This is a genomic window from Streptomyces sp. NPDC055400 (assembly GCF_053644375.1).
Genome location: NZ_JBSHLM010000007.1, coordinates 386694 through 410190 on the forward strand (window position 1 = coordinate 386694; position 23497 = coordinate 410190).

Sequence of the window (23497 nt, forward strand, 5' to 3'; positions counted from 1 at the left end):
TCATGCGTGAGGTCACCGGGGGAAAGGCGCGGTCATGAGTGGAGGCGCTCGGCTGACGCTGTGTGCGACGGCGGCCACGTTCATGGCGGCGTGTGCCCTGCTGCCGCTCGTCGACATGGCGACCTGGATCGTCCAGGCCGCGTTCCTGCTGGTCGTCCAGGCCGGGGTGGGGGCGCTGACCCGGCGCGTGCCTCTCGCGCGGCCGCTCACGGTGGCCGTGCAGGCGCTCGTGACGCTGCTGCTGCTGACTCTGCTGTTCGCGAACACCCAGGCGATCGGCGGGGTGCTGCCGGGGCCGGAGGCGTTCCGTCACTTCGGGGAGCTGCTCCAGGCGGGCGGCGACGATGTGGGGCGGTTCGCGATCCCCGCGCCGCTGTCCGACGGGATCCGGCTGATGCTCGTGGGCGGCGTCCTGGTGATCGGCCTCGCGGTCGACGCGCTCGCGGTGACGTTCCGCAGCGCGGCGCCCGCCGGGCTGCCGCTGCTCGCCCTCTACTCGGTCGCCGCGGGCCTCTCCCAGGGCTCCACCGACTGGCTGTGGTTCCTGCTCGCCGCCGGCGGCTATCTGCTGCTGCTCCTCTCCGAGGGCCGGGACCGGCTCTCGCAGTGGGGGCGCGTCTTCGGTGGTACGGCCCGCTCACCGGGCCGCGCGGGCGGCGCGGTGGAGAGCACGGCCGACGCCGTGGCCCCGATGCGCACGGGCCGCCGCATCGGCGCGCTCGCGCTCGGCATCGCCCTGGTGGTGCCGCTCGCGCTGCCCGCGCTCGACGGCGGCCTGCTCGGCCCGTCGGGCACGGGGACGGGTGTGGGATCCGGAGGCGGCGGCACCATCTCCGCCGTGAACCCCCTGGTCTCCCTTCAGAACAGCCTGAACCAGCCCGAGGACCGGGAGGTGATGTCGTACCGCACGAACTCGAAGAACACCCAGGACCTGTATCTGCGGATCGTCTCCCTCGACGAGTTCGACGGGACGACCTGGCGGCCCGCCAGGCGCAGCATCATCGACGTGCCCTCGCCGTTCCCGAGCCCCCGCGGCCTCGGCGCGGACGTCCGCAGGACGGAGATCCGCACGAACATCGCGGCGGCCGGCTGGTACGCCCAGGACTGGCTGCCGCTCCCCTACCCGACGACGAAGGTCGACATCTCGGGACGCTGGCGGTACGAGCCGGTGGGCCGGACCCTCGTCGGCGATCACAACCAGACCACGCGCGGCAAGAAGTACGGCGTCGAGAGCCTGATCGTGCAGCCGACCGCCGAGCAGCTGGCGAACGCTCCCGCGGCGCCGAGCGAGCTGCGCCGGGAGTTCACCAAGGTGCCGTCCTCGCTGCCGGCGATCGTCGAGAAGACGGCGCTGCGCGTCACCGAGGGCGCGGCGAACGACTACCAGCGGGCCGTGAAGCTGCAGGACTACTTCGCCGTGAGCGGCGGCTTCACGTACAACACGGAGGTCCGGGCGGGCAGCGGCTCCTCGGCCATCGCCCGTTTCCTGAAGGACAAGGAAGGCTTCTGCGTCCACTTCTCCTTCTCGATGGCCGCGATGGCGAGAACTCTGGGGATTCCGGCGCGGGTGGCGGTGGGCTTCACGCCGGGCTCTCCGCAGGCGGACGGCCGGATGTCCGTTGGCCTGCGGGACGCGCACGCGTGGCCTGAGCTGTACTTCGAGGGCGTGGGCTGGACCCGCTTCGAGCCGACGCCGAACCGCGGCACGGCGCCCGATTACACGCGTGACAACACCCCGGCGGGCAGCCCGAGCAACTCGGCGGCGCCCAGCGAGGCCGCTTCGTCGGAGCCGTCGGCGGGGCAGCCCTCCGCGTCGGACAACTGCCCGGCGGCCGAGCGGAAGCTGGGCGGCTGCTCGAACACCGCGCCCGCGGTGATCGGCGCTTCCGGCGGCGACGGCCCGCCCTTCGGCACGATCGCCCTCATCGCGCTCGGCGTACTGCTGGTGGTGCTCGTGCCGCTGCTCCCGATGCTGTGGCGGCGGCGGGTACGGGCGGTGCGGCTCGGCTCGCCCGGCCGCACGGACGGGGACGCGGCGGCACGCGCCCTCGCGGCGTGGCTGGAAGTGACCGATACGGCGTGGGACCACGGCATCGCACCGGACGAGTCGCAGACGCCGCGCAAGGCAGCCGAGCGGATCATCCGCGTCGGACAGCTCGACCAGGTGGCGGCGGACTCCGTGCATCGGGTGGCGGCCGCGGTGGAGCAGGTCCTCTACGCGCCGAGGCCGCAGCCGACGGCGGGGCTCGGGGACGACGTGCGCCGCCTTGAGCAGGGCCTGCACGCCAAGTCGAGCCGCTCGGCCCGGCTGCGGGCGACGCTCGCACCGCGCTCGACCGTTCGAGTGGCGTGGAGCCTTTCGCAGCGCTGGGCGGCGCTGGGCTCCCGCTGGACGGCCCGGAAATCGACGCTCCTGCGGCGTCCGCGGCGGCCTTCCGGCCAGGAGAGCTGAGGGGGTCGGCCGCTCGTGCGCAAGCGGGCGCGCTGAGGCGCCGGCGCGCGGATACGCCTGAGGGGTGACCACCCGTGAGTGGTCACCCCTCAGCTACGTCTGTTCCTGCGAGGACCGTTGATCCCGTGAGGACTTCGTCCGGCGGGGGCTCAGTGGCCGCCCTGTTCGTCTCGGCGCCGCTGCCAGCGCTGCTCGATCCGGTTCATCATCGAGCGGCGCTGCTTGCCCTGACGCCGCGCGGCCGGCGGCGCTCCTGGCGCTGCTCCGGCAGCCGGCTGTTCACCGGGCTTGGGCGCTTTGCGCCATCCGGTCACGGCAAGCACCGCGCAGCCCAGCATGACGAGGAACCCCACCACGCTGATCCAGATCTGCTGTGCGACCATTCCGGCCATGAGGAGCGCGATACCCACCAGGAAGCCGGCGACTGCCTGGTAGACCCGACGTCGGGTGTACGTACGCAGCCCGCTTCCCTCAAGCGCTGTCGCGAACTTGGGATCTTCGGCGTACAGCGCTCGCTCCATCTGCTCGAGCATTCGCTGCTCGTGCTCCGAGAGCGGCACGGAGTCCTCCTCATCGTGCAGTCGCCGGGGCGACCGGGGGTCCCCTTCAGGATAGGCAGGGAATCGCCCCCGTGAAACCCGCCCCTCTACGCCAACTTCGCCAACCAGGACCACCACTCCGCTCCGGCTCGCTGAGGCCTTAATGCCCCGGCGGCCGTCCCGTCATGCCGGACCGGCTCCCTCGATCATACGGCGCCCGACGCCGAAGCGGGGGGCCTGTGGCGTACTCCATCCGCCGCTGCGCCGCTGATCAGCGGCGCGTCACCGGGGGCAGTCAGGCCTCGGGGGTCCCCTGCTTCTCGCCGAGGACGTGCAGCTGCGTGGCGACGGAGTGGAAGGCGGGCACCTCGGCGGCGGCGGCCTCCAGCTTGAGGAGCTCCTGGAGGGCTCCCGGTTCGGTGTCCACGAGGACGCCCGGCACGAGGTCGGCGAAGACCCGTACGCCGTGCACCGCGCCGACCTCGACGCCCGCGGATCCGACGAGCCGGGTGAGCTGCTCGGCGCTGAAGCGGCGCGGCACGGGGTCGCCGTCGCCCCAGCGGCCCGCCGGGTCGCCGAGGGCCTGCCGGGCCTCCTTGAAGTGCCCGGCGAGTGCCCGGGCGAGCACGGCGCCGCCGAGTCCCGCGGCGAGCAGACTGAGGACGCCGGAGGAGCGCAGGGCGCCCACCGCGTTGCGTACGCCCTCGGCCGGGTCGTCGACGTACTCCAGGACGCCGTGGCACAGGACCACGTCGTATCCGTCGCGCTCGACGACGTCGAAGAGTCCGGAGACGTCGCCCTGCACCCCGCGCACGCGGTCGGCCACGCCGGCCTCGGCCGCGCGGCGCTCGAGTGCGAAGAGCGCGTTCGGGCTGGGGTCGACGACGGTGACGCGGTGACCGAGGCCGGCCACGGGCACCGCGAAGTTGCCGCTGCCACCTCCGGTGTCGAGCACGTCGAGCGACTCGCGCCCCGTGGCCTTGACGCGACGGTCGAGGGCGTCCTTGAGAACGTCCCAGACCACGGCGGTACGGAGAGAAGCGCGGGGGCGCATCGGGTCCGACACGACAGGTGACTCCTCGGCGCGGCTCCGGCTCATGGGCTGCGGAGCGATGGGGATTCCTCCCCCACCGGCACGGCGATGGGTGGAGGCTTCGGGCGCCTCCACCCTATTGCCTCGTGAGAGCTGTCCGGTCACCCCACGTCGGGCACCTCCCGGCCCGCCGCCGGGCCTTCGTCCTGCGCCCTGGGCTGGGGCAGTAGCGGCTGGAGGACCAGCATCCGCTCGACGAGGCGCAGGAACATCGCGACGTCGCGGAGCAGGTCGTCCGCGTCGCGGATGCCGGCCGCTCCCTGGATGCCCGCTTCGGCGCGTGCCCTGCGGGTGGCGCCGGAGGCGAACAGGGCGCTCCACTCGGTCAGTTCGGGTGCGATCTCGGGGAGCACTTCCCAGGCGCTCCGTATCCGGGCGCGGCGTCGGGGCGTGGGTTCGGGGCGGCCGCGGGCGGCGAGTACGGCGGCCGCGGTGCGCAGCGCGGCGAGATGGGCCGTGGCGTACCGCTCGTTGGGCGTTTCGAGGAGGGCCGCCTCGTCGAGGCCCGTGCGCGCCTGGGCGAGCAGGTCGAGAGCGGCGGGAGGGGCAGTTGCCCGGCGGAGTACGGGGTGGACGTCGGCGGCGGGTCCGGTCAGCGAGGGTGCAGGGCCTGTGGCGCGGGGCCGGCGTGCGGCCGCTGCTGAATGTCCAGCCATGACGAACCTCCTGTCGTCTGCGTGACGGCTCAGTGGCCGTATGTGTCCATCGTGGAGTACGCCACTGACAATCGGCCCTGACCTGCGCTTTTGCTTCGAGCGACAGATCGGGCTAGCTTTTGCACTGACCAGTCAGTTCAAAACAAGTGGGGGCCTGACCATGGACGGTCCGAACGCGGTCGCCGTCAGCGCCGAGGGGTTCGGGCTCAAGGGCCCGCGCGGCTGGGCGTTCCGCGGGGTGGGCATCGACGCGGAGCCCGGGGCGCTCGTCGCCGTCGAAGGGCCGTCCGGGTCGGGCCGCACCTGCCTGCTGCTCGCCCTCACCGGACGCATGCGGCCCACCGAGGGCGCCGCGTCCGTCGGCCCCTTCCGGCTGCCGAAGCAGTTGTCCGCGGTCCGGCGGATCAGCGCTCTGGCCCATGTGCCCGGGGTCACCGACCTCGATCCCGCGCTGACGGTGGAGGAGCATCTGCGCGAACGGGCGCTGCTGCAGCGGCGGTTCGACGGTTCCCTGCGGACGCTGCTGCGGCCACGGGCCGAGCGTGCGGCCGCCTCGCGGCTGCGGATCGACACCGCGCTGACCGCCGCGGGCCTCGACCGTGGGGCGCTGCCGAAGGGCACCCGCACCGCCGTGCGCGACCTTGAGCGGATCGAGGCGCTCCGGCTGTCGGTGGCCCTCGCGCTGATCGGGCGGCCGCGGCTGCTCGGCGTCGACGACACCGACCTGAAGCTCTCGGACGCCGAACGGACGCAGGTCTGGGACCTGTTGAGGTCCGTCGCCCAGTCCGGCACGACGGTCGTGGCGGTGTGCAGCGAGGCGCCGAAGGGCGCGGTCGTCGTATCGACGGCGCCCCGCGACGAAGCGGACGAGCAGAGCCCCGAGAATCCCGGGACCGACGAGAAGGAGACGGCGGATGCGCTCGCCGAAGCTGGCCGCGCTTGAGCTCAGGCGCTTCGGCAGGGGGAAGCTGCCGCGCGCCGCGCTCGCCGCGCTCCTGCTGCTGCCCCTGCTGTACGGCGCCCTGTACCTGTGGTCGTTCTGGGACCCGTACGGGCGGCTCGACAAGATTCCCGTGGCGCTCGTCAACGACGACAAGGGGGCGCGGGCCGCGGGCAAGAAGGTCGCGGCGGGCGACGACATCACCGAGGGGCTGCGCGACAGCAAGACCTTCGAGTGGCACGAGGTGAGCGCGGCGCAGGCCCGCAAGGGCGTCGAGGACGGGACGTACTACCTGTCGCTGACGATGCCCGCGGACTTCAGCGAGCGCATCGCGTCCAGCTCCGGGGACACCCCGGAGACCGGCGCCCTTCAGGTGCGGACGAACGACGCCAACAACTACATCGTCGGGCAGATCTCGCGGACGGTGTTCTCCGAGGTGCGTTCGGCCGCGTCCACCAACGCGTCGCGCTCGTTCCTCGACCGGATCTTCATCTCGTTCTCCGACATCCACGACGCGACCAAGAAGGCCGCGAAGGGGGCCGACCAGCTCAAGGGCGGTATCGGCAAGGCGAAGAAGGGGGCCAAGGACCTGGCGGACGGTCTGAAGGACGCCAAGAAGGGCAGCGGTGAGCTGGCCGGCGGGATCAAGAAGCTGAACAAGGGCGCGGGGGACCTGGAGTCGGGCTCGAAGCAGGTCTCCGACGGCACCCAGCTCCTCGCCGACAAGGTCAACGGCGTCGCCGGGCAGGTGCGCCCGTTCCTGAAGGACAACAAGAAGGCGATCGGCGACACCGCCCGCCTCGTCGCCGACTCCGCGAAGGGCATCCGGCACAACCTCGACGTCCTGGTGAAGACGGCGCCGACGGCCGCCAAGGGCGCGCACGCGGGGTCCGAAGCCCTGGACGCGGTCTACAAGGCGCGCTGCGAGACCCTGCCCCTGCCCGACGCGGCCTGCCCCGACCTGAAGAAGGCCAAGGTGGCGGCGGCCGACGTGGCGAAGGTCGCCGACGACCTGAACGTCCTGATCGAGGACGACCACGGCGACCTGGACACCCTCGACCGCCATCTCGCCACGCTCCAGCACCAGTCCGAGGCGCTGGCCGAGCACGCCCCGACGCTCGACCAGGACGTGGCCACCGCCGTCTCGAAGATCAATGCCCTCAACAAGGGCGCGGGCCAGGTCGCCAGGGGTGCCAAGCAACTGCACACCGGGCTCGGCACGGCGAAGACGGGCTCGGCGGACCTCGACACGGGCGTCGGCAAGCTGAAGACGGGCGCCGGCGATCTCAACGGCGGCATGTTCCAGCTGGCCGACGGCTCCGGAGAGCTGGCCGGCGGGCTCCACGACGGGGTGAAGCAGATCCCCGACTACGACAAGAAGGACCGCGACCAGCGCACCGGCGTCATGTCCGACCCGGTCCAGCTCGCCTCGCAGTCCCTGCACAAGGCGCCCAACTACGGCACCGGATTCGCCCCCTACTTCATCCCGCTGTCCCTGTGGGTCGGCGCGATGGTGGCCTACATGCTGATCCAGCCCCTCAACCGGCGCGCACTGGCCGCGGGCGCCAGTGCCTGGCGGATCGCGCTGGCCGGCTGGCTGCCCGTGGCCGCGCTCGGGGTGCTCCAGGTGGCCGCCCTGATGTCCGTGCTGCACTGGGCGCTGGGGCTCCAGATGGTCAGGGCGGCCGGAACGGTCGGCTTCCTGTTCCTCGTCACGGCGTGCTTCGCGGCGATCGTGCAGTGGCTGAACGCCCGCTTCGGAGCGGCGGGCCGGATCCTCGTACTCGCCGTCCTGATGCTCCAGTTGACGTCGGCGGGCGGCACGTATCCCGTGCAGACGAGCCCCGGCTTCTTCAACGCGATCCACCCCTTCCTGCCGATGACGTACGTCGTCGAGGCGCTGCGGAGACTGATCTCGGGCGGCGGCCTCGGACCCGTGTGGCAGGCGTGTGCCGTGCTCGCCGCGTTCACGGCCGGCGCGCTGGCCCTGACGGCGCTGAGCGCCCGCGGCAAGCAGGTGTGGACACTGGACCGGCTGCACCCCGAGCTCAGCCTGTGAGCGCACCCGCACCGCCGCCTGTGAGAATCAGGGGTATGGAAAGCAGCACACGGCGCCAGGCCACCCGGCAGAAGCTGTACGAGGCCGCGGTCACGCTCATCGCGGAGCAGGGGTTCTCGGCCACCACGGTCGACGAGATCGCCGAGCGTGCCGGGGTCGCGAAAGGCACGGTCTACTACAACTTCGCCAGCAAGTCGGTGCTCTTCGAAGAGCTGCTCCGGCACGGCGTCGGGCTTCTCACCGCCTCGTTGCGCGAGGCGTCGGAGAAGACGGCCGCGAGCGGCGGCAGCAAGATCGACGCCCTGGACGCGATGATCCGGGCCGGCCTCGTCTTCATCGACCGCTATCCGGCCTTCACCCAGCTGTACGTGGCCGAGCTGTGGCGCACGAACCGCGCCTGGCAGTCCACCCTCGCCGTGGTCAGGCAGGAGGCCGTCGCCGTCGTGGAGGACGTGCTGCGGGACGCCGTCGAGGGCGGTGAGCTGAGCGAGGAGATCGACATCCCGCTGACGGCGGCCGCGCTGGTCGGCATGGTCCTGGTGGCCGCGCTCGACTGGCAGGCCTTCCAGCCGGAGCGCTCCCTGGACGACGTCCACGCGGCGCTGTCGCGGCTGCTCCAGGGACGCGTGACGGGCGGCCGCTGACCGCTCCCGAGCGCGAAGGGGAGACAACGGAGCGCCGGTCCGGCGTGGCCCGAATTCTCAGGCCTCACCGGACCGGCGCGTCCCCCGTGTTCCCCGTATCCCCCGTGTTCCCCCGTGGGCCCGTCGGTCGTGCGGGCCCCCGGACCTCGCCCCGCCGTGGCGGGAGGAGCGGCCAAGGGGGCGAAGCGCTGTTCCGCCGCCCCGTGTCGGCGGTACCGGCGCCGCGCCCCCTTCCGTGCCTCCACTCTCCCGTCCGCGCAGGTCGGACCCCATCCGCGCAGCTACTCATCTCACGTACTAGGTACGGATACTCAGGCCTGGGTGCTCAGGCCCAGGACGCGCAGTTCCCGACTGGTTACGATCACGTCCGTGTCCGTACTCCCCCTGGTCTTCACCAGCGGCTGGGCGAGCGGGATCAACGCGTACGCGGTGGTCCTCCTCCTCGGCGTCTTCGGCGCGACCGGGCTGACCGACGAAGTCCCCGAGTCGCTCCAGCGCACCGACGTGCTCATCGCCGCCGGGGTGCTGTTCCTGTGCGAGGCCGTCGCCGACAAGATCCCTTACGTGGACTCGCTCTGGGACACCGCGCACACGGTGATCCGGCCGGTGTCGGGTGCGGTGGTGGGCGCGCTGCTCGCCGGCCAGAGCGGGTCGCTGTCCGACCTCGCCGCGGGCGCGGTCGGCGGGTCGACGGCGCTGGCCAGCCACGCCGTGAAGGCCGGGACACGCATGGCGATCAACACCTCGCCCGAGCCGTTCAGCAACTTCGCGGTGAGCTCGGCCGAGGACCTCGGGGTCGCCGGGATCATCACGTTCGCCATGTTCCATCCCGAGGCGGCCGCGATCATCGCCGCCGTCCTGCTCTTCCTCGGTCTGTTCATGCTGTACTTCCTGATCTCGCGGATCCGGCGGTTCCTGCGGCGCCGGGCGCAACGGCGCGAGGAGCGGCGGATCGCGGACCACCCCGGGGCGCCGCCGGGCTGATCCGGCCCCCGGGCGGGCTGTCGGCCAGGGTGTCAGTGGGGGCCGATAAAGTCGCTGACATGGCACGGATTGCGGTGATCGGCGCCGGGATGGGCGCGATGGCGGCCGCTGCCCGGCTGGCCGTGGCAGGCCACCGGGTGGCGGTGTACGAGCGCGCGTCGACGTACGGCGGGGCGCTCGGCGGCTTCGCCCGGGACGGCTTCTCGTTCGACACGGGCCCGGGGCTGCTCCACCTGCCCGCGGTCTACCGGGACTTGTTCATCAAGACGGGCAAGGAACCCCTGGAGGACGCGGTCGGGCTGACCCAGGTGGAGCCCGCCGTGCGGCACGTCTTCGCGGACGGCACGGCGGTCGACCTGGCGAACGCGCGGCGCGCGGGCATCGCCGACGCCCTGGACGCGGCGCTCGGCGAGGGCTCGGGGGCGCACTGGTCGGCGTTCATGAACCGGGCGCGCGAGGCCTGGGACCGCACCCGGCGCCCGCTCCTCGAAGAGCCACTGTGGCCGAACTGGCGGATCCTCGCGGACCGCGAGCCGTACCCCGCGGTGGTCCGCCGCCGGATGCTGCGCAAGGACCTGTCGGCGACGACGCTCTCCGAGGTCGCCACTCTCGAGCTGGGCGGGGACCCGCGGCTAGTCGCGCTCCTCGAGCAGTACGCGCTCGCGTGCGGCCTCGATCCGCGTACGGCTCCGGCGAGCGCGGCCGTGCTGCCGTACATGGAGCAGACGTTCGGCACCTGGGCGGTGCGCGGCGGGATGCGGGAGCTGGCGCGGGCCGTGTACGAGCGGTGTCTTCGGCGGAGGGTCGAGTTCGAGTTCGACGCGCCGGTGGCGCGGATCGTGGAGAAGGACGGCCGGGCGGCGGGCGTCGAGCTGGCCGGGGGCAGGGTCGTGGAGGCCGACTTCGTGGTCGCCGGTGTGGCGCCCGGCGTCCTCGAAGCGCTGCTGCCCGGGCGGGCGCTCAGGGGCGAGGACGACGTGGCGCCGCAGTCGGCGCTGCCGAGCCGTCTGACGGTGTTCCTGGCGCTGCGCGGCGCGCGTCCCGGCGACGCCCCGCACCGGACGGTCGTGCACGCGGCGGACCGGCAGGACGAGCTGGCCTCGCTGTTCGGCGGGGGCACGGCGGTGGCGCAGCGGCCCACGGTCACGGTCCTGCGTCCCGACGACGCCTCCGTGGTGCCGGACCCGGACCATGAGGTGGTCACGCTGGTGGTCACGGTGGCGCACGGCGCGCGCGTGACCGACGCGGACGTGGAGCGGGTCATCGACGCCGCCGGGCAGGCGGTCCCCGGGCTGCGCGACCGCCTGTTGTGGCACGAGGTCCGCACGCCGTCGGATGTCGCCGAGGCGACCGGAGCCGACGGCGGTTCGGTGCCCGCGCCCGCCCTGGCAGCGGCCTCCGGCCGGCTCCTGCACGCGTCCAACAGCACGCTCGTTCCGGGCCTGCTCGCCGTCGGCGGCTGGTCGCACCCGGGCGGCGGGCTGCCGCACGCGGGGATGTCGGGCGCGCTGGCGGCCGGGCTGATCGTGGAGGGCCCGGACTTCCGCGGCTCGCAGTGACGGGCGACACCCGCCGGGTTCAGTAGCGGTACTGCTGCTGCTCGTTGTAGCCGGAGCCGCCGTCGTAGCCGCCCTGGCCGTTCTGCTCGTACGGGTAGGGCTGCTCCGGGGGCAGTTCGCCGCCGTACTGCTGGTGCTGGTCGTCGCCGGTGCGCTGCTGGGGCACCCAGACCCCGCCGGGCGGCGTCTCCATGCCGTAGCCGCCGTTCGCATACGGGTCGCCGTACTGCTGTCCCGTGCCGTACGCGTCGTCGTACTGGGGCTGCGCCGGGTAGGTCTGCGTGCCGATGTACGGGTCGGAGTAGGCGGCGTACTGCTGCTGGCCGTTGTCGTAGCCGTACTGCTGCTGGTCGTAGCCCGCGTACGCGTCGTAGGCGTAGCCCTGTGCGGCAGAGTCCGTGTGGGCGGCGGCCGGGGTGTAGACGCCGTACTGGCCGGTGTCGTCGGGCATCGGCTGCGGCGCGTAGACCGACGTCGCCTCGGCCGCGGACTCGTGCTCGGGCTCGGGGGCGTCCGGGGCGGCCGACTCGTACTCCAGGTCGGAGACCTCCAGGACCGGGTCCTGGTGGACCGGCTCCCTGAGCTTGCGGCGCTTGCTCGCGCCAGGGTTCCCGCCGAGCGCCCAGCCCGTGGAGAAGCCCCTGCGGAACGACAGCGTCACATACGTCTGGCCGACCGCGAACGTGATGGCACCGATCCCGATGACGATCACCGACGGGATCAGCACACCGAGGACGACGCCGACGAAGCCGACGAAGGCGAGCAGCCGGAAGCGCAGCCTCGCCTTGTACTGGAGCAGTACCTCACCGAGCAGCCACAACGCGACGATTCCGAACGCGATGTAGAGGACCGTCCAGCCCATGTACGCCCCTCTCGTACGGCCGCCGCCCCTGGTGGAATACGGCCGGGTCAGGCCCGCTGGTCGTGCAGGCCCAGATTCTCGTAGATCTCCAGTGTCGCCGTGGAGTTGTTCAGCGTGATGAAGTGCAGACCCGGAACGCCCTCGTCCAGCAGCTTCGCGCAGAACTCCGTCGCGAACTCGATGCCAATGGAGCGTACAGCCGCCGGATCGTCTTTGGCTGTGAGGATGCGCTCTTTCAGGGCGGGCGGAAACGTGGCGTTGCTGAGCTGCGGCAGCCGCTCCAGCATGCGCACGCTCGTGACCGGCATGATCTCCGGGATGACGGGGGTGTCGCAACCCGCCGCCTCGACCCGGTCGCGCAGCCGCAGATATTCCTCCGGGTAGAAGAACATCTGGGTGATCGCGTAGTCCGCGCCCGCCCGGCACTTGTCCACGAAGTGGCGGACGTCGGAGTCCCAGTCCTCGGAGCGCGGGTGCATCGCGGGGAAGGCCGCCACGCCGACGCAGAAGTCGCCCGCCTCCTTGATGAGCCGGACCAGTTCGGCGGCGTAGGTCAGGCCCTCGGGGTGCGCGACCCAGTCGGCCATGGGGTCGCCGGGCGGGTCTCCGCGCACGGCGAGGATGTTCCTGATGCCCGCGTCCGCGTACTGGCCGACGATGTTGCGCAGTTGGGCCACGGAGTGGTCGACGGCCGTGAGGTGGGCGACCGGGGTCAGGGTCGTGTCGGCGACGATCTGCTCGGTCTCGCGGACGGTGCCCGCGCGGGTGGAGCCACCGGCGCCGTACGTCACGGAGACGAAGTCGGGCGCGACGGCCTCGACCCGTCGCAGCGCGTTCCAGAGGTTCCGCTCACCCTTCGGGGTCTTCGGCGCCGAGAACTCGAACGAGAAGGTCGTCTTGCCGGTCGCGAGCATGTCGCGCACGGTGCGTGCGCGATCAGTCCTGGTGGAAGCGGTGCCAAGGGCCATATGGGCAGGTTAGCCACGGGAGGGCTCTGTCCCTAATCCCCGTCCACCCAGCGGACACACGTCTTGGCGGGGCCCGACCGAACGGATCAGGCCGTACGCAGCCGCTTCGCGAAGTCGGCCGCCGCCGCGCCCGGGTCGTCCGCCTCGGTGATGGCGCGGACCACGACGACGCGGCTTGCGCCCGCTTCGAGCACCTCGTCCAGATTGCCCGCGTCGATGCCGCCGATCGCGAACCAGGGGCGGTCCGTGCCGAGCGAGGCCGTGTAGCGCACCAGGTCGAGGCCGGGCGCGTACCGGCCGGGCTTGGTGGGGGTCGGCCAGCAGGGGCCGGTGCAGAAGTAGTCCACGCCGTCCTGGACAGCGGCCGCGGCGGCCTCCGTGTCGGCGTGCGTGGAGCGGCCGATCAGGACGTCCTCGCCGAGGATGGCGCGGGCGGCCGCGACCGGCAGGTCGCCCTGGCCCAGGTGCAGGACGTCGGCGCCGGCGGCGTGGGCGACGTCCGCCCGGTCGTTGACCGCGAACAGCTTGCCGTGGCGGGCGGCGGCGTCGGCGAAGACGGCCAGGTGCTCCAGCTCCTCGCCCGCCTCCATGCCCTTGTCGCGCAGCTGCACGATGTCCACGCCGTTCGCCAGGACGGCGTCGAGGAACTCGGGGAGGTCGCCCTGGCGCTTGCGGGCGTCCGTGCACAGGTACAGCCGGGCGTCGGCGAGCTGGGCGCGCTGCGTTGCGGCCATGGCCATGGGTGAGTCCCCCCTGGTCGGTGGCGGGCGGGCCGCGGTGAGCGCGGCCCGCACGCCGGACGGTTGTCAGGTCAGACGGCGAGCGCCTGGGCGCGGCGCTTCACCTCCGTGCCGCGATTCTCGCTCAGCGCCTGCGCGGGGGTGCCCGGCAGGGTCGGGTCGGGGGTGAAGAGCCACTCGAGCATCTCTTCGTCGTTGTAGCCGTCGTCCCTGAGCAGGGTCAGGGTCCCGGTGAGGCCCTTGACGACCTTGTCGCCGTCGATGAAGGCGGCGGGCACGTGCAGCGCCCTGTTCTCCCCACGGCGTACGGCGATCACCTGGCCTTCCTTCACCAGCTGCCGCACGCGCGTCACCTCCACGCCGAACTGCTCGGCGATGTCGGGGAGGGTGAGCCACTCGGGGACGAGAGCATCGATCTTTGCGTCAATCTCGGTCACAGGACAAGCGTGCCATCCCGGACTGACAGTGGGAAACGCAGCCGCGCAAAAGGCCCGGTCGCCCCGGCGGGGCGGTCAGACGACAGCGGCTTTCAGGGGGCGGGCGGGGTCGCCGATGACCTGCGGGTCCAGGCAGGCGCCCGACTCGATGAGCTTGCGCCCCTGGGCCAGGTCGCGCGGGCGGCCCACGGCGAGGACGCCGACGAGCCGGCTCTCGCGCAGCCAGCACACGCTCCAGGACGCGCCCTGCGGGTCGCCGCGCCACACGGTGGTGTCGGCGGCCGCGTGATGTCCGGCGTACTGCACGAAGCGGCCGAACTGCTCCGACCAGAAGTACGGCACGGGGTCGTACGTCGCCGGGTTCTCGCCGATGATGTTGGCGGCGACCGTGCGGGGGCCCTGGAGCGCGTTGTCCCAGTGGTGGACCATCAGGCGCTCGCCGTATCTGCCCGAAGGGAAGGACGAGCAGTCGCCGACGGCGTACACATCGGGCTCGGAGGTGCGCAGGCGGTTGTCCGCCACGACTTCTCGGTGGGCGCCGAGCGTGATGCCGGAGCCGGTGAGCCAGCCGGTGGCGGGGCGGGCCCCGATGCCGACGACCACGGCGCCTGCGGGCACCCGGGTGCCGTCGTCGAGGACCACGGATCCCGGCTCGACGTGCTCCACGCGCGCGTGGGTGCGCAGTTCCGCCCCGGCGTCCGCGTACCAGGCGGCCATGGGGGCGGCGACCTCCTCGGGCAGCGCTCCGGCGAGCGGCCGCCCGGCCGCCTCGACGACGGTGACCGCGCATCCGGCCTCACGGGCCGCGGTGGCGAACTCGGCGCCGATCCAGCCCGCGCCGACGACGACGATGGCGCGCTGCGCGGCGAGGACGGGGCGCAGGCGTTCGGCGTCGTCGAGCGTGCGCAGCAGATGGACACCGGGGATGTCCTCCGTGCCGGGCAGCCGGATGGGCTCGGCGCCGGTCGCGAGGACGAGGACGTCGTAGGGGGCGGGTCCGGTGGCGGTGTCGAGGGTGTGCTCGGCGGGGCGTACGCCGGTGACCTCGCGGCCCAGTTCGAGCGTGATGTCGAGGGCTTCGAAGTCCACGTCGAAGGCGGAACCCTCGGCCTTGCCGAGCAGGACGGCCTTGGACAGCGGAGGCCGGTCGTAGGGCTGGTGGGGTTCCGCGCCGATCAGCGTGACGGTGCCGGTGAAGCCCTGTTCGCGCAGGGCCACGGCGGTCTGCACCCCCGCCATCCCGGCTCCGACGATGACGACGTGCCGCCCTGCCCGGGGCACCGGGGCCTGGTTCTGGGTCTGCTCGCTCACCGGATCACCATATGCACCTGACGTTCAGTCAGTCAGCGGGCCGCGTCACTCCGGTCCCGTGACGTCTTCCACACCGGCCGCCGGTTTGACCGCTCCGGCCGTCCGTGCTCCCGCCGTCAGGCGCCCGGGACCTCTTCGACGACGCTCGTCCCGCTACCCGCCTGCGACTCCCACTCCCACGTCTCGTCCAGCCGCACCCGCCCGTCGGGAAGGTCCACGACGAGCGAGACGCAGTGCCCGGAGGAGGTCGTCGCGTCAGTCTTCAGCTGTACGTACCTGAAGTCGATCCGGTCGCCCTCACGGATGCCCACGAGGTGGCCGCGCACGACGTCCCCGCCCGCGTACTCGGCCCAGATCCGGCCGTCCTCCTCGTGGTACGTGAACCGCGTCCGCGTACCCACCTGACCGGGGGCCTGGTCGGCGACCGGGGCGAGGACGAGTCCGTCGAGCGAGCGGGCCATGCGGGCGGGCTCCCTTACTGAGGTTCGGGGGAACGGTTTAGGGTGGCCACCGTAAAGCACTCGCGGGAGCCCGGACGCACCGGGCTGAGAGGGAGGCTGTGACGGCCTCCGACCGTACGAACCTGATCCGGGTCATGCCGGCGAAGGGAGGGGCTGGACGCCCATGTCGCGTACTTCAGAAGGCCCGGAAGGCTCCGACGTCCTGGTCGTGGGCGGCGGGATCATCGGTCTCGTCACCGCGTGGCGGGCCGCGCAGCGGGGGCTGCGCACCGCGGTCGTGGACCCCGAACCGGGCGGCGGGGCCGCTCAGGTGGCGGCCGGGATGCTCGCCGCCGTCACCGAACTGCACTACGGAGAGGCCGAACGGACCCTCCTCGGGCTCAACGTGGAGTCCGCGCGCCGCTATCCGGCGTTCGCGGCCGAGCTCTCCGAGGCCACCGGGCTCGACCTCGGCTACCGCGCGTCCGGCACCCTCGCCGTCGCGCTCGACGCGGACGACCGCGCGCACCTTCGGGAACTGCACGCCCTCCAGCGCAAGTCGGGCCTGGAGTCGGAGTGGCTGTCGGGCCGTGAGTGCCGGCGCCTCGAACCGATGCTGGCCCCGTCCGTGCGGGGCGGCCTGCGCGTCGACGGTGACCACCAGATCGACCCGAGGCGCCTCGCGAAGGCCCTTGTCGCGGCCTGCGAGCGGGCCGGGGTGCGGTTCCACCGGCAGTGGGCCGAGCGGCTGACAGTCGTCCGCGAGGGCGCGCGTGGCGTGGTCCTCGCCGACGGCACCGGGCTCGACGCGGACCAGGTCGTCCTCGCCGGCGGCAGCCTCAGCGGCCGCCTCGCCGGAGTCCCGGACGACGTGCTGCCGCCGGTACGCCCGGTGAAGGGGCAGGTCCTGCGCCTGACCGTGCCGAAGGTGTACGCGCCGTTCCTGAGCCGCACCGTGCGCGCCGTCGTGCGCGGCGGCAACCTCTATCTGGTGCCCCGGGTCAACGGCGAACTCGTCGTCGGGGCCACCAGCGAGGAGCTCGGCTGGGACACGACGGTCACCGCGGGCGGCGTCTACGAGCTGCTGCGCGACGCCCACGAGCTGGTGCCCGGCATCACGGAGCTGCCGCTCACGGAGACCCGCGCGGGCCTGCGCCCCTGCTCTCCCGACAACGCCCCGATCCTCGGCCCGACCGCCCTGCCGGGCCTGCTGCTCGCCACCGGCCACTACCGCAACGGCGTGCTGCTCACGCCGGTCACCGGCGACTCCATGGCCCACGTCCTCGCCACCGGCGAACTCCCCGAAGTGGCCCGCCCCTTCACCCCGCGGCGCTTCGGCGCCGTCCCCGCACCCGTCTCTGTGGAGCAGTCCGTATGACCGTGTCCGTCACCCACGTATCCGTGAACGGCGAGGGGCGCCAGGTCGCCCCGGGCACCACGCTCGACGCCCTCGTCTCGGCGCTGACCACCGCGCCGTCCGGGGTCGCCGCCGCACTCAACGAAACCGTCGTCCCGCGCGCGCAGTGGGCCGTCACCGCACTCACGGACGGGGACCGCGTCGAGGTCCTCACCGCGGTCCAGGGAGGCTGAACCCATGGCTGACGACTCCTTGGTCATCGGCGGTACGTCCTTCTCGTCCCGGCTGATCATGGGCACGGGCGGGGCGCCCAGCCTCGACGTCCTGGAACGCTCGCTCGTCGCGTCCGGCACGGAGCTGACGACCGTCGCGATGCGGCGCGTGGACGCGAGCGTGCAGGGCTCCGTGCTCTCCGTCCTGGAGAAGCTGGGGATCCAGGTGCTGCCGAACACAGCGGGCTGTTTCACCGCCGGTGAGGCCGTCCTGACCGCCCGCCTCGCGCGCGAGGCGCTCGGCACCGACCTGGTCAAGCTGGAGGTCATCGCGGACGAGCGCACCCTGCTGCCCGACCCGATCGAGCTCCTGGACGCGGCCGAGATCCTCGTCGACGACGGCTTCACCGTGCTGCCCTACACGAACGACGACCCGGTGCTCGCGCGGAAGCTGGAGGACGTGGGCTGCGCCGCTGTCATGCCGCTCGGCTCCCCCATCGGCTCCGGGCTCGGCATCCGCAACCCGCACAACTTCCAGCTGATCACCGAGCACGCGCGCGTGCCGGTGATCCTGGACGCGGGCGCCGGGACCGCGTCCGACGCGGCGCTCGCGATGGAGCTGGGGTGCGCCGGTGTGATGCTCGCCTCAGCCGTGACCCGCGCACAGGAGCCGGCCCTGATGGCGGAGGGCATGCGGCACGCGGTCGAGGCGGGGCGTCTGGCGTTCCGGGCGGGCCGGATCCCCCGCAGGCACTTCGCCGAGGCCTCGTCGCCCGCGTCCGGGATGGCCACGCTCGACCCGGAGCGGCCCGCGTTCTGAGGGCCGTACGGCACGGTTACAGCTCTGCTGCAGTACGGCCGTCCGTGGACGACTGCGCAGCCGGGTGTCGGCGGCGGCTCGTACACTCACCTGCGTGGACACGACCCTTCAGGACCCTCTCGTCGGGCAGGTGCTCGACGGCCGGTACCGCGTCGACGCACGCATCGCGGTCGGCGGGATGGCCACGGTCTACAGGGCCGTGGACACCCGCCTCGACCGCGTGCTCGCGCTCAAGGTGATGCACCCGGCCCTCGCCGCCGACGTCTCGTTCGTCGAGCGCTTCATCCGCGAGGCCAAGTCCGTCGCCCGGCTCTCCCACCCGAATGTGGTCGGGGTCTTCGACCAGGGCGCGGACGGCCAGTACGTCTATCTGGCGATGGAGTACGTCGCGGGCTGCACCCTGCGGGACGTCCTGAGGGACCGCGGGGCACTGCGGCCGCGTGCCGCGCTCGACATCCTGGAGCCGGTCCTCGCCGCGCTCGGCGCCGCGCACCGCGCGGGATTCGTGCACCGCGACATGAAGCCGGAGAACGTCCTGATAGGCGACGACGGCCGCGTGAAGGTGGCGGACTTCGGCCTCGTACGGGCCGTGGACACCGTCACGAACACCACGGGCGCCGTCCTCGGCACCGTCTCCTACCTCGCCCCCGAGCAGATCGAGTCGGGCACCGCCGACCCCCGCGTCGACGTGTACGCGTGCGGGGTGGTGCTCTACGAGATGCTCACGGGCGCCAAGCCGCACTCGGGCGACTCCCCGGCCCAGGTCCTCTACCAGCACCTGAACGAGGACGTGCCGCCCCCGTCCGCGTCCGTGCCAGGCCTGCCCGCGGAGCTGGACGCGCTCGTCGCGTCCGCGACCGCGCGCGTGCCCGATCTCAGGCCGTACGACGCGGTGGCGCTGCTCGCCCAGGTCAGGGGGGCCAGGGCCGCCCTCACCGACGCACAGCTCGACGCGGTGCCGCCGGCCGCACGGCCCGAGGACCTCGGGGACCGTGACATCTCGGACGACCGTACGAGCGTGATCCCGCGGGCGCTGCGGACCAGGGGCGTACAGCTCCCGCTGCCCGCCGACGACCAGGACCCGCAGGCCGAGCTGAACCGCACGAGCCGCTTCGAGACGCCGCCCCCGCCGCCGGCAACTTCCCAAAGGCGCCGTCCGCGGCGCGGTGTGCTCGCTGCCGTCGCGGCCGTGCTGCTCGCCCTCGGCCTCGGCGCGGGCGTCTGGTACATCAACTCGGGCCAGTTCACGAAGGTCCCGCCGCTGCTCGCCAAGACGCAGACGCAGGCGAAGGAGCGGCTCGGCGACGCGGGCCTCGACCTCGGGCACGTCAAGCGCGCGTACAGCGACACTGTGAAGCGCGGCACCGTCATCGCCAGTGACCCCAGGGCGGGCGCCCGCATCCGGGACAACGGGGCGGTGGATCTGACGGTGTCCCTGGGCCCGGAGACCGTGCGGGTTCCCGATCTCGAGGGCACGCCCCTCGCCAGGGCCGAGCGCCGGCTGAAGGACGCGGGCCTGGAGCCCGGCATGGTCACCAGGGACTTCGACGAGAACGTCCCCAAGGGGTCGGTGATCGCCACGGACCCGGCGTCCGGCACGACCCGCAAGGCCGGTTCGGCCGTCGCGCTCAGGGTCAGCAGGGGCGGTGCGGTGGACGTCCCGGACGTGACGGGCGAGGCCGAGGCGGACGCCATCGCCGACCTTCAGGACGCGGGCCTGAAGGCCGAGATCGCCACGGCGCGGGTGAACTCGGACGAGGACAAGGGCAGCGTCGCCGCGCAGTCCCCCGTCGAGGGCAAGCAGCTCGGCGAGGGTGACACGGTCACGCTGAAGATCTCCAAGGGCCCGGTCATGGTCGAGGTCCCCGACGTCGTGGGCATGAGCGTCGACGACGCCGAGCACAAGCTCCAGGACAGCGGGTTCGACGTCGAGAAGGACCGCGGTCTGCTCGGCCTGTTCGGCGACACCGTGAAGAAGCAGTCCGTGGCGGGGGGTGACGAGGCCCCGAAGGGGTCGACGATCACCATCCAGATCCGCTGACGGAGCGCCCACGCACGCGTGCCACCCTTGACCGGTGAGCAGCACCGATTCCCTCCCCCGTAACCCGGTCGGCAGCCATGTCCCCGTCTCTGGCGGCCTGGCCTCCGTAGGGCTCTCGTACGCGCGCGAGCTGGAGGCCGAGACCGTCCAGGTCTTCGTCGCCAACCCGCGAGGCTGGGCGACGCCTCCCGGCAACCCGAAGCAGGACGAGGAGTTCCGCGCGGCCTGCGCCGCCGAAGGGATTCCGGCGTACGTCCACGCGCCCTATCTGATCAATTTCGGCTCGCACACCGAGGCGACCGTGGAGAAGTCCGTGGAGTCGCTGCGGCACTCGCTGCGCCGGGCCCGGGAGATAGGCGCGCTCGGCGTCGTCGTGCACACGGGTTCGGCGACCGGCGGCCGTGGGCGTGACGTGGCGCTCGCGCAGGTGCGGGAGCGCATGCTGCCGCTGCTCGACGAGCTGACCCATGACGACGACCCGTACCTCCTGCTCGAGTCGACCGCGGGCCAGGGCTCCTCGCTGTGCTCGCGTACCTGGGACTTCGGGCCCTACTTCGACGCACTGGACGCGCACCCGAAGCTGGGCGTCTGCCTGGACACGTGCCACATCTTCGCGGCGGGCCACGACCTGACCGGCCCCGACGGCATGCGGCACACGCTGGACCTGCTCGTGGACACCGTGGGCGAGGGCCGCCTCAAGCTGATCCACGCCAATGACTCGAAGGACGTCGTCGGGGCGCACAAGGACCGGCACGAGAACATCGGCTCCGGTCACATCGGCGCCGAGCCGTTCCGCGCGCTGATGGCCCACCCGGCGACGGAGAACGTGCCGCTGATCCTCGAGACGCCCGGCGGCAAGGAGGCTTACGCGGCGGACGTGGCCCGCCTGAAGGAGCTCCGGAAGCGCTAGGAGATGGCCTCGGTGATCGCCTCGGAGATCACTTGAGGAATACCCCCAGGGGGTATACGGTTCTTGTCGGCGACAGGAACCGCTCTCTGACGTTGGGGGAACTCATGAAGCACGAGACGCACGCCGGACACGAGCACCACACAGATCACGAGCAGCACGAGCAGCACGAGCACGCCCACGCCGGTCACGGCGGCCTCGGCAAGGTCAGCTGGTCCATGGCCGCGCAGGCGACCCTCCACTGCCTCACGGGGTGCGCCATCGGCGAGGTCCTCGGCATGGTCATCGGCACGGCGTTCGGCTGGGGCAACGTGCCGACGATGATTCTGGCGATCGTGCTCGCGTTCTTCTTCGGCTACGCGCTCACGCTGCGCGGCATCCTGAAGGCCGGCGTCGACTTCAGGACCGCGTTCCGGGTCGCGCTCGCCGCGGACACCCTGTCCATCGCCGTCATGGAGCTGATCGACAACGGCGTGATCGTGCTGTGGCCGAACGCGATGGACGCCCATCTGTCGGACGGCCTCTTCTGGGGCGCGCTCGCGGCCTCACTGGCGATCGCCTTCGTGGTGACCACTCCGGTCAACAAGTGGATGATCGGCCGCGGCAAGGGCCACGCGGTGGTGCACCGGTACCACCACTGACGGACCGCACGACCACTGACAGACCGTACGAGAAGTGCCAGGACTCAGAGCTCGGGGCCGTCCCCGGGCTCTTCCTGGTACGAGTAGCGCTGCTCCCGCCATGGGTCGCCGACGTTGTGGTAGCCGCGCTCCTCCCAGAAGCCGCGGCGGTCGGCCGTCATGTACTCGATGCCGCGGACCCACTTCGGGCCCTTCCAGGCATACAGATGGGGCACGACGAGGCGGAGCGGGAAGCCGTGTTCGGCGGTGAGGAGTTCGCCGTCCTTGTGGGTGGCGAAAATCGTGCGGTCGGCGGCGAAGTCCTCAAGGCGGAGATTGGCGCTGAAGCCGTACTCGGCCCAGACCATCACATGGGTGACGGCGGGCGCGGGCGGTGCCAGTTCGAGAATCGTCGCGGCGGGCACGCCGCCCCACTCGGCTCCGAGCATGCTGAACTTCGTGACGCAGTGCAGATCGGCCACGACCGTGCCGTACGGCAGGGCGGAGAACTCCTCGTGCGTCCAGCAGCGCTTGTCCCCGTCGGCGGTGGCGCCGAAGACCCTGAACTCCCATCGTTCGGGGCGGAACTTGGGCACCGGGCCGTAGTGCGTGACCGGCCAGCCCCGCTGGAGACGCTGTCCCGGTGGAAGCTCCGACTGCACTGCTCCCCCAGACTCGCGACCCACCGGCTGACCCATGCCTCCATCCTGACAGACCCCGGGCAGTGGACGTGACCAGCGAGAGCCCGGCCGCCTCCGAAACGGGCAACTCGTACTAAGCGTGCACTTACTGGACGGTTTTCGGTGCCGGTGCGAGGATGCGCGAAACCTGCCGTGTCCACCGCGTGGAAGGAGCCTCTGCGATGCAGGGCGACCCCGAGGTCATCGAATTCCTCAACGAGCAGCTCACGGGCGAGCTGACGGCCATCAACCAGTACTGGCTCCACTACCGGATCCAGGACAACAACGGCTGGACCAAGCTCGCGAAGTACACCCGTGCAGAGTCCATCGACGAGATGAAGCACGCGGACCGGCTGACGGAACGGATTCTCTTCCTCGATGCCCTGCCGAACTACCAGCGGCTCTTCCACGTACGGGTCGGGCAGACCGTCACGGAGATGTTCCAGGCCGACCGGCAGGTCGAGGTCGAGGCGATCGACCGCCTCAAGCGCGGCATCGACGTCATGCGGGCCAAGGGCGATGTGACGTCGGCGCGGATCTTCGAGGACATCCTGGAGGACGAGGAACACCACATCGACTACCTCGACACCCAGCTGGAGCTGCTCGAGAGTCTCGGTGAGGCCCTGTACCTGGCCCAGCAGATCGAACAGCCGGACAGCTAGAACCGGACAGTCAGAGGCAGACAGTCAAAGCCGGACTGCCAGCAGCCGCAAACTCTCCGGCGGAGCCTCAGGCGGCGTCCGGAAGGTCCACGAGGGCGTTCGGCTCGGCCGTCAGGGCGGGCCTTCCCTGCTCGACCAGCTCGCGGCGCGGGCAGGATCCGCGGCCGAGCAGCGCCTGAATGCGGCGTACGCACGAGCCGCAGTCCGTGCCGGCCTTGCAGGCCGACGCTATCTGGCGGGGGGTGCACGCACCGTCATCCGCGTGCTTCTTGACCTGGCTCTCGGTCACACCGAAGCAGTTGCAGACGTACACGCGGTTCACCTCCCAGCGATCAGGACCGGTTCGTTGCTCCCGCCCTAATGAACGGTGAGGCTAACCTAACCTTACCCGCCGGGCGTGGAGCACAAAAGTGCCGTGGGGGGGGGGGGGGGGTTGTGGCCGCCCCCCCGGGAGGAAGGCGCGGATACGGGGTGGGGGTCGGCGAGCCCCCCCGATAAGGCCGGGGGCGGGGAC

General features: G+C 72.0%; 24 protein-coding genes and 1 riboswitch. Of the genes, 13 read left to right on the forward strand and 11 right to left on the reverse strand.

The annotated features are described in order from the left end of the window. Nucleotides 1–34 precede the first annotated feature (34 nt). Nucleotides 35–2452, forward strand: coding sequence for a transglutaminase TgpA family protein (locus ACWIGU_RS21180; RefSeq protein WP_454402994.1), 2418 nt, complete (start codon nt 35–37; stop codon nt 2450–2452). 149 nt (nt 2453–2601) lie between these two features. On the opposite strand, the gene ACWIGU_RS21185 is transcribed toward ACWIGU_RS21180, so the two are convergent. The 3 genes from ACWIGU_RS21185 to ACWIGU_RS21195 form a co-directional block, all read right to left on the reverse strand. Continuing rightward, nucleotides 2602–3012 carry a DUF3040 domain-containing protein gene (locus ACWIGU_RS21185; protein ID WP_100592210.1) on the reverse strand — a complete coding sequence of 137 codons (411 nt, stop codon included), beginning with the start codon at nt 3010–3012 and terminating at the stop codon, nt 2602–2604. Nucleotides 3013–3286: 274 nt separating this feature from the next. Continuing rightward, on the reverse strand, nt 3287–4057 hold the full coding sequence (locus tag ACWIGU_RS21190; protein WP_454402995.1) for a methyltransferase: 771 nt from the start codon (nt 4055–4057) through the stop codon (nt 3287–3289). A 128-nt stretch (nt 4058–4185) separates the two neighbouring features. After that, complete coding sequence (locus ACWIGU_RS21195; RefSeq protein ID WP_454402997.1) at nt 4186–4740, reverse strand: SAV_6107 family HEPN domain-containing protein; 555 nt, start codon at nt 4738–4740, stop codon at nt 4186–4188. Between the two features lie 160 nt (nt 4741–4900). Here ACWIGU_RS21195 and ACWIGU_RS21200 point away from each other — a divergent pair, with 160 nt between their 5' ends. The 5 genes from ACWIGU_RS21200 (at nt 4901) to ACWIGU_RS21220 (ending at nt 10926) form a co-directional block, all read left to right on the forward strand. After that, the gene (locus tag ACWIGU_RS21200) at nt 4901–5683 is read left to right on the forward strand and encodes an ATP-binding cassette domain-containing protein (RefSeq protein WP_454402999.1); all 783 of its coding nucleotides are present in this window, start codon (nt 4901–4903) and stop codon (nt 5681–5683) included. Then, a complete protein-coding gene (locus tag ACWIGU_RS21205; RefSeq protein WP_454403001.1) occupies nt 5655–7739 on the forward strand; it encodes a YhgE/Pip family protein in 2085 nt (694 codons plus the stop codon). Before ACWIGU_RS21200 ends, ACWIGU_RS21205 begins: the two co-directional genes overlap by 29 nt. A 35-nt stretch (nt 7740–7774) precedes the next feature. Then, entirely contained in the window at nt 7775–8383 is a 609-nt protein-coding gene (locus ACWIGU_RS21210) for a TetR/AcrR family transcriptional regulator (protein WP_100592205.1), read from the forward strand. A 369-nt stretch (nt 8384–8752) separates the two neighbouring features. Further along, entirely contained in the window at nt 8753–9367 is a 615-nt protein-coding gene (locus ACWIGU_RS21215; RefSeq protein WP_454403003.1) for a DUF4126 domain-containing protein, read from the forward strand. A gap of 59 nt (nt 9368–9426) precedes the next feature. Further along, nucleotides 9427–10926 (forward strand): phytoene desaturase family protein, encoded by a 1500-nt coding sequence (locus ACWIGU_RS21220; RefSeq protein ID WP_454403005.1) that lies wholly within the window; start codon nt 9427–9429, stop codon nt 10924–10926. A gap of 19 nt (nt 10927–10945) precedes the next feature. Here the strand turns inward: ACWIGU_RS21220 and ACWIGU_RS21225 are convergent, their stop codons facing one another. The 6 genes from ACWIGU_RS21225 to ACWIGU_RS21250 all read right to left on the reverse strand — a co-directional run bounded on the left by ACWIGU_RS21225 (nt 10946) and on the right by ACWIGU_RS21250 (nt 15705). Beyond that, on the reverse strand, nt 10946–11788 hold the full coding sequence (locus ACWIGU_RS21225) for a hypothetical protein (protein ID WP_454403007.1): 843 nt from the start codon (nt 11786–11788) through the stop codon (nt 10946–10948). A 47-nt stretch (nt 11789–11835) separates the two neighbouring features. Then, nucleotides 11836–12756 carry a methylenetetrahydrofolate reductase [NAD(P)H] gene (metF, locus tag ACWIGU_RS21230; RefSeq protein ID WP_454403009.1) on the reverse strand — a complete coding sequence of 307 codons (921 nt, stop codon included), beginning with the start codon at nt 12754–12756 and terminating at the stop codon, nt 11836–11838. 86 nt (nt 12757–12842) lie between these two features. After that, entirely contained in the window at nt 12843–13490 is a 648-nt protein-coding gene (gene thiE / locus ACWIGU_RS21235; RefSeq protein WP_326778710.1) for a thiamine phosphate synthase, read from the reverse strand. Between the two features lie 77 nt (nt 13491–13567). Then, nucleotides 13568–13933: an Rv2175c family DNA-binding protein gene (locus ACWIGU_RS21240; protein ID WP_100592200.1), complete on the reverse strand. Its 366-nt coding sequence runs from the start codon at nt 13931–13933 to the stop codon at nt 13568–13570. Nucleotides 13934–14008: 75 nt separating this feature from the next. Beyond that, the gene (locus tag ACWIGU_RS21245; protein ID WP_454403011.1) at nt 14009–15244 is read right to left on the reverse strand and encodes an NAD(P)/FAD-dependent oxidoreductase; all 1236 of its coding nucleotides are present in this window, start codon (nt 15242–15244) and stop codon (nt 14009–14011) included. A gap of 116 nt (nt 15245–15360) precedes the next feature. Beyond that, on the reverse strand, nt 15361–15705 hold the full coding sequence (locus tag ACWIGU_RS21250; protein WP_100592198.1) for a hypothetical protein: 345 nt from the start codon (nt 15703–15705) through the stop codon (nt 15361–15363). Between the two features lie 52 nt (nt 15706–15757). Continuing rightward, a riboswitch (TPP riboswitch) is annotated at nt 15758–15871 on the forward strand. On the opposite strand from ACWIGU_RS21250, the gene thiO reads away from it, so the two are divergent. The 6 genes from thiO (at nt 15869) to ACWIGU_RS21280 (ending at nt 21662) form a co-directional block, all read left to right on the forward strand. Continuing rightward, nucleotides 15869–17062 (forward strand): glycine oxidase ThiO, encoded by a 1194-nt coding sequence (gene thiO, locus ACWIGU_RS21255; protein WP_454403013.1) that lies wholly within the window; start codon nt 15869–15871, stop codon nt 17060–17062. (Overlaps the previous riboswitch by 3 nt.) Next, entirely contained in the window at nt 17059–17274 is a 216-nt protein-coding gene (gene thiS, locus ACWIGU_RS21260; protein WP_326776159.1) for a sulfur carrier protein ThiS, read from the forward strand. Before thiO ends, thiS begins: the two co-directional genes overlap by 4 nt. Nucleotides 17275–17278: 4 nt before the next feature. Next, complete coding sequence (locus ACWIGU_RS21265) at nt 17279–18073, forward strand: thiazole synthase (RefSeq protein WP_454403015.1); 795 nt, start codon at nt 17279–17281, stop codon at nt 18071–18073. Between the two features lie 94 nt (nt 18074–18167). Then, nucleotides 18168–20114: a Stk1 family PASTA domain-containing Ser/Thr kinase gene (pknB, locus tag ACWIGU_RS21270; protein ID WP_454403017.1), complete on the forward strand. Its 1947-nt coding sequence runs from the start codon at nt 18168–18170 to the stop codon at nt 20112–20114. Between the two features lie 34 nt (nt 20115–20148). Beyond that, nucleotides 20149–21024 (forward strand): deoxyribonuclease IV, encoded by an 876-nt coding sequence (locus tag ACWIGU_RS21275; RefSeq protein ID WP_454403019.1) that lies wholly within the window; start codon nt 20149–20151, stop codon nt 21022–21024. 104 nt (nt 21025–21128) lie between these two features. Further along, entirely contained in the window at nt 21129–21662 is a 534-nt protein-coding gene (locus ACWIGU_RS21280; protein ID WP_454403021.1) for a DUF4396 domain-containing protein, read from the forward strand. A 44-nt stretch (nt 21663–21706) separates the two neighbouring features. Here the strand turns inward: ACWIGU_RS21280 and ACWIGU_RS21285 are convergent, their stop codons facing one another. Next, a complete protein-coding gene (locus tag ACWIGU_RS21285) occupies nt 21707–22339 on the reverse strand; it encodes a sulfite oxidase-like oxidoreductase (RefSeq protein ID WP_227294259.1) in 633 nt (210 codons plus the stop codon). A 164-nt stretch (nt 22340–22503) separates the two neighbouring features. Here ACWIGU_RS21285 and bfr point away from each other — a divergent pair, with 164 nt between their 5' ends. Next, nucleotides 22504–22983: a bacterioferritin gene (gene bfr, locus ACWIGU_RS21290; protein WP_100592191.1), complete on the forward strand. Its 480-nt coding sequence runs from the start codon at nt 22504–22506 to the stop codon at nt 22981–22983. 67 nt (nt 22984–23050) lie between these two features. Here the strand turns inward: bfr and ACWIGU_RS21295 are convergent, their stop codons facing one another. Further along, nucleotides 23051–23305 (reverse strand): (2Fe-2S)-binding protein, encoded by a 255-nt coding sequence (locus ACWIGU_RS21295; RefSeq protein WP_356283504.1) that lies wholly within the window; start codon nt 23303–23305, stop codon nt 23051–23053. Nucleotides 23306–23497 lie beyond the last annotated feature (192 nt).